The 4,302-nt window shown below is 67.6% G+C and carries 3 protein-coding genes; 1 reads left to right on the forward strand and 2 read right to left on the reverse strand.

All coding sequences use genetic code 11. The features are described from left to right. Positions 1-81 precede the first annotated feature (81 nt). Positions 82-1,389 (reverse strand): thrombospondin type 3 repeat-containing protein, encoded by a 1,308-nt coding sequence (locus LAO51_20050; GenBank protein ID MBZ5641039.1) that lies wholly within the window; start codon positions 1,387-1,389, stop codon positions 82-84. Positions 1,390-2,990: 1,601 nt separating this feature from the next. On the opposite strand from LAO51_20050, the gene LAO51_20055 reads away from it, so the two are divergent. Beyond that, positions 2,991-3,335, forward strand: a complete 345-nt coding sequence (locus LAO51_20055) for a cupin domain-containing protein (GenBank protein ID MBZ5641040.1) — start codon at positions 2,991-2,993, stop codon at positions 3,333-3,335. Positions 3,336-3,674: 339 nt separating this feature from the next. Here LAO51_20055 and LAO51_20060 read toward each other — a convergent pair whose 3' ends face one another. Beyond that, positions 3,675-4,157, reverse strand: coding sequence for a DinB family protein (locus LAO51_20060; GenBank protein ID MBZ5641041.1), 483 nt, complete (start codon positions 4,155-4,157; stop codon positions 3,675-3,677). Positions 4,158-4,302 lie beyond the last annotated feature (145 nt).

The raw sequence follows: 4,302 nt of genomic DNA on the forward strand, positions 1-4,302 counted from the left end.
CTGACTACGAGCAATCGCGACGGACGTGGCCAGCCCGCGCCAGATGACGACCGGGTCTTGCGCATCGTGCCGGCGGGCTGATCAGACACACCCGTTCAACGCGGCGTTCACCGCCTCGACGATCTCGTTCACGGTGATTTGGCCATCGTGATTCCGATCACCTGCGAGGCAGGCGTCGCCGACGCCGTCGCCGTCCGCGTCGGCCTGGTCCGGGTTGTAGACCGTCGGACAGTTGTCGCAGGCGTCGCCCACCCCGTCGGGACGGGGGGAGCTCGCGAGCGTCTCGCCGCGGAGCTCGACTGCGTCGATCTGCTCGTACCCGTCGATCGCGGTGTGGATCCTCGCCCCCACGACGAGGTACGTCGTGCTCCCCCAGCTCGCCCGGGAGGGGATCCCGCACGACGACGCGTCCCCCCCGCTCCAGACCGTGTGGTAGATCCCGTCGGTGTCGATCAGATCCATTTGGAAGACGGACCCGAAGATGTAGGTCTCGTACACCGTGATTCCGGTCGCGTGGACCGGCATCGCGTAGCGCACCTCGAGCCATTCCGGGTCGATCGAGTCCGTGGAGGGCGCCCACGCCCCCGGGTCGTCCGCGCAGTGCGTCACGTCCCGGCTCCCCGTCGCCTGCACGGCGCCGTAATCCGGGGACGAGTACTCGCTGCTCGCCGTCGCGGACACCGCCCATTGTCCCTCGACGTCGCCGTCGGCCTGGCCGGGGTTCGCCACGGCCGGACAATTGTCGAGCGCGCAGGTGTTCGCCGGGAATCCCGGATTGCCGAAGCCGTCGCCGTCGAGGTCGGTGCAGGGGTCGCACGCGTCGCCGATCCCGTCGTGATCGGCGTCCGACTGCATCGGATCGGCTGCCCCCGGACAGATGTCGCAGACGTCGCCGATGCCGTCGCCATCGGTGTCGGCCTGATTGGGATTCGGGAGGGTCGGACAGTTGTCGCAGACGTCGCCACGGCCGTCGCCATCCGCGTCGGCCTGGGTCGGGTTCGACACAATCAGGCAGTTGTCGCAGACGTCGCCGAAACCGTCGCCGTCGTAGTCGGACTGATTGGAGTTCGGGACGGTCGGACAGTTGTCGCAGACGTCGCCACGGCCGTCGCCGTCGGCGTCGGCCTGGGTCGGGTTGAACACCAGAGGACAGTTGTCCACGTTACCGCAGAACCCGTCGCCGTCCGCGTCGTTCAAGGGGTCGGACGGGCACGGATCGCACACGTCGCCGATCCCGTCGCCGTCGGCGTCGGCCTGGGTCCGGTCCCAAACCAACGGGCAATTGTCGCAATTGTCCCACCAACCGTCGCCGTCCGTGTCGACCTCGTCCGTCCAGCCGATCTGCGGTGGCGTGAAGCAGCAGAGCGCGTCCGAGTTCCCCCGCATCATGCACGCGACCGCCGCCGTGTTGCAGAAATCGCAGTTCCCGTTGAGGACGCCGGGACGCGGCCCCCAGGACGCACAGATCCCGCACGACGTGCACCCGCCGTACCCGGCTTCGTAGTACTCGTCGCATGCCCAGAAGATGTGGCCGGACTCGTGCGTCAGAACGCGACCGAAGTTCGGCGCCCCCCAGCCGTCGTTGCGGAACAGCATCTGGACCAACGGGCCGCCCAGGTAGGAATAGGCGAAGTAACCATCGGTGAACGTGGTGGGCGCGGGAACGGGATTGTACCCGATGAAGACAGAGTAGGCCCAGTCCGTTCCTTGGCTCCCGCGGAGCCAGCCGTTGAATGCGCTCGCGCTGGCGAACTTGTCCCCCGCGAATCCGAGCCCGTTCAGGATCGCCGCGATCCACAAGCCGTCACTCCCGCTGTTGTGGAGGATCGGCTCGTACCCCTGCTGGCTGGCCGCGTTCGTCGAGGGGTAGATGACCGGCACGAAGGTCACGGACAAACCTCGGGAAGCAGCGTGCGAGGACCACCAAGCCAACCCCGACAGCGCCCTGTTCACCGTGTTCTGCTCGTCCGTCGCGCTCCAGGTGTAGGTATTGGGGTCGATCGCGCCGTTGCTCTCCACGAAGAACAGCGCCACGGCCACCGTCCCCAACATCGCGTCGCTGTTTCCGGCGATCGCCTTGCCGGTCGCCGGATCCCTCGCGACGGGGGCGTCGAGCGCGTCGCCGACGAGCGGCAAGGCGGTTTCGGCCAGGGTGGCCTCGGCGGCCGCTTCCTCCGCCAGTCGCCCGCTCGCCGCCGCGTTGAAAAACGAGACGAACGGCCTCGCCCGGTCGCTCAGCCCCGCCAGCGCGCTCGCATCGATCGGGGCCGTGTGGATTCCCAGCACGCCGGGCATCGCCTTCAAGTCCGTCTCGGCCGCGTCGGGCAGCCACGCCAACAAGAGGCCGGGGCCCTCGATGGCGATCTTCCCGCCGCAGTCCTTCACCAGCCGCCGAATCGCCGCCGGGTCCCTTTCGTCGTGCAAAACCAGGGACAGGCCATCCAGCCAGTTCGGAGGGGCGTTTCCATCGCCAGGCCCCGTGTGCGCCTTCGCCATCGGTGTCCAGCTCACGGCGATCCCGAGTGCGAGGAGGATCGCACCCAGCGGAATCGCGGCCACGAGAAAGTGCCTGAGCGGCTTCCGTGCATTCATGGCGACCTCTTGTCCTTGTGGAAGACTTCGTCCCCGTTATCCCGCAGAGGCTCGCGCATCGCCCCACCGAATGCTCGGCCGTAACGATACGGCGAGTCGCCCCCGGGTGGTACCCCCGATGTGGACTCGATTCGCCCCTTGGAAACCCTCTCCCGCCGCTGGTCGCCCGGCGCGCCCAGTGGCTGCCGTTCCAGAAGGGCGTGACCACGGCCGTGCTGCTCGGCCTCGAGGGGACGACGTACGACAAGTGCGGCTTCGTCGTGAGCGATCCCACGAAGCTCCCGAAGGACGAGAGGAAGTGGGCGCTGCACGTCCAGCTCAACTTCCGATTTCGGTCGGCGGCCGCTTGCAACGCGGTCCTCGCGGGCGGACAATCCTGGGCCAAGAGGAGGTTCGCGATGGCCGCAATCGAGTACCCGGAGATGATCACACGGCTTCCCCAGGCCGACATCGGCCTCCGCGGCGTGCGAGGGTGGATCTCCCAGGCGGCCGACCACCAGGTGGTCTTCCTCGACATCGATCCCATCGGCACGGTCCCGCCGCACAGCCATGGCGAGCAGTGGGGCATCGTGGTCGAGGGCGAGATGGAGCTGACGATCGGGGGCGAGACGCGGCGCTACGGCCCCGGCGACAGCTACCACATCCCCGCGGGGACCGTGCACGGCGCGAAGTTCCTCTCCCACTTCCGGGCGATCGACGTCTTCGCGGATCGCGAACGCTACAAGGCGGCCCGCCCTGCATAGCGCCTTCCGGGCGCTCGTAGGCCGATCGGAGTTCCTCGCCTGTTGGTCCCTCGCTTTTACAAGGCTCTCGCGGCCGAGGGAATTAACTGCGCCGACTGCCCCGCGGTCGCCGCTCCGGCGGAGCGCCGCCTCAACTGGAACGATTTGGAGCGGTAACTCGAGGCTTACGTCTGGCCGGACGAGGTCCACACACCCTTGGGGCCGGACGGGAAGCCCGAGGGGTTTCCGCGGCTCTCGATCCACCTCTGCGTGGGCCTCAACGGAATATCCCAGATCCGCGACGCCGATCCTGCTCTTTCGCGGGTAAGGCGATCTGCGACGCCCGTCTGCTTCAACGCTTTAGGCCGCGGTCCAGTGCCCCAAAAGACGGCGCACGGCGACGATCTGTCCCACGTGGTAGGCGGCATGATCGGCCGCAAGGATGACCTCCCGGAGGAGGGTCTGTCCGGTTCCTGCAGGCACCTTCGCGAGCAGGTCGCGGCGTGGATCGGTGACCAGTCGCTGGAGCGCGCGGCGCTCCTTCCTGAAGCCGGCGATACTCGCGGCCCATGCTCTGGCCGTCGGCGGCACCGGTGACGCTGGCCAGTAGTCGTGAGGCCAATGCTTCTCCTCGTATCGCGGGCTGACGCAGAACTCCAGGATGTCAGCCTGCGTCAGGCGAAGATGCTCCACCAGCTGCCAAGCAGAGTAAGGAAGGCCCGAGGGCACTTGCCCGCGCGCCGCCACCGGGAGGTCCACGACGGCGTCATCGAAGCTGACGTGCGCATCGGACCAACTGAGGAGTGCCGCCAGCTGCTCACGAAGGTTCTTTGTAGCGCTCATAGGGACCCCCAAGCCGCGGCCTTCCGCGGGCGCTCAGTTGCGGGATGGATCGGCACGACGCTTGCGGAATCACGCGGCGTGACGACCCAGACCGTCAACCGGAGCCCCATGCTAGACCGTTCTTCGCTCAAGACACCTGATTCTC

It is taken from the genome of Terriglobia bacterium (genome assembly GCA_020073205.1).
Lineage (GTDB): Bacteria > Acidobacteriota > Polarisedimenticolia > Polarisedimenticolales > JAIQFR01 > JAIQFR01.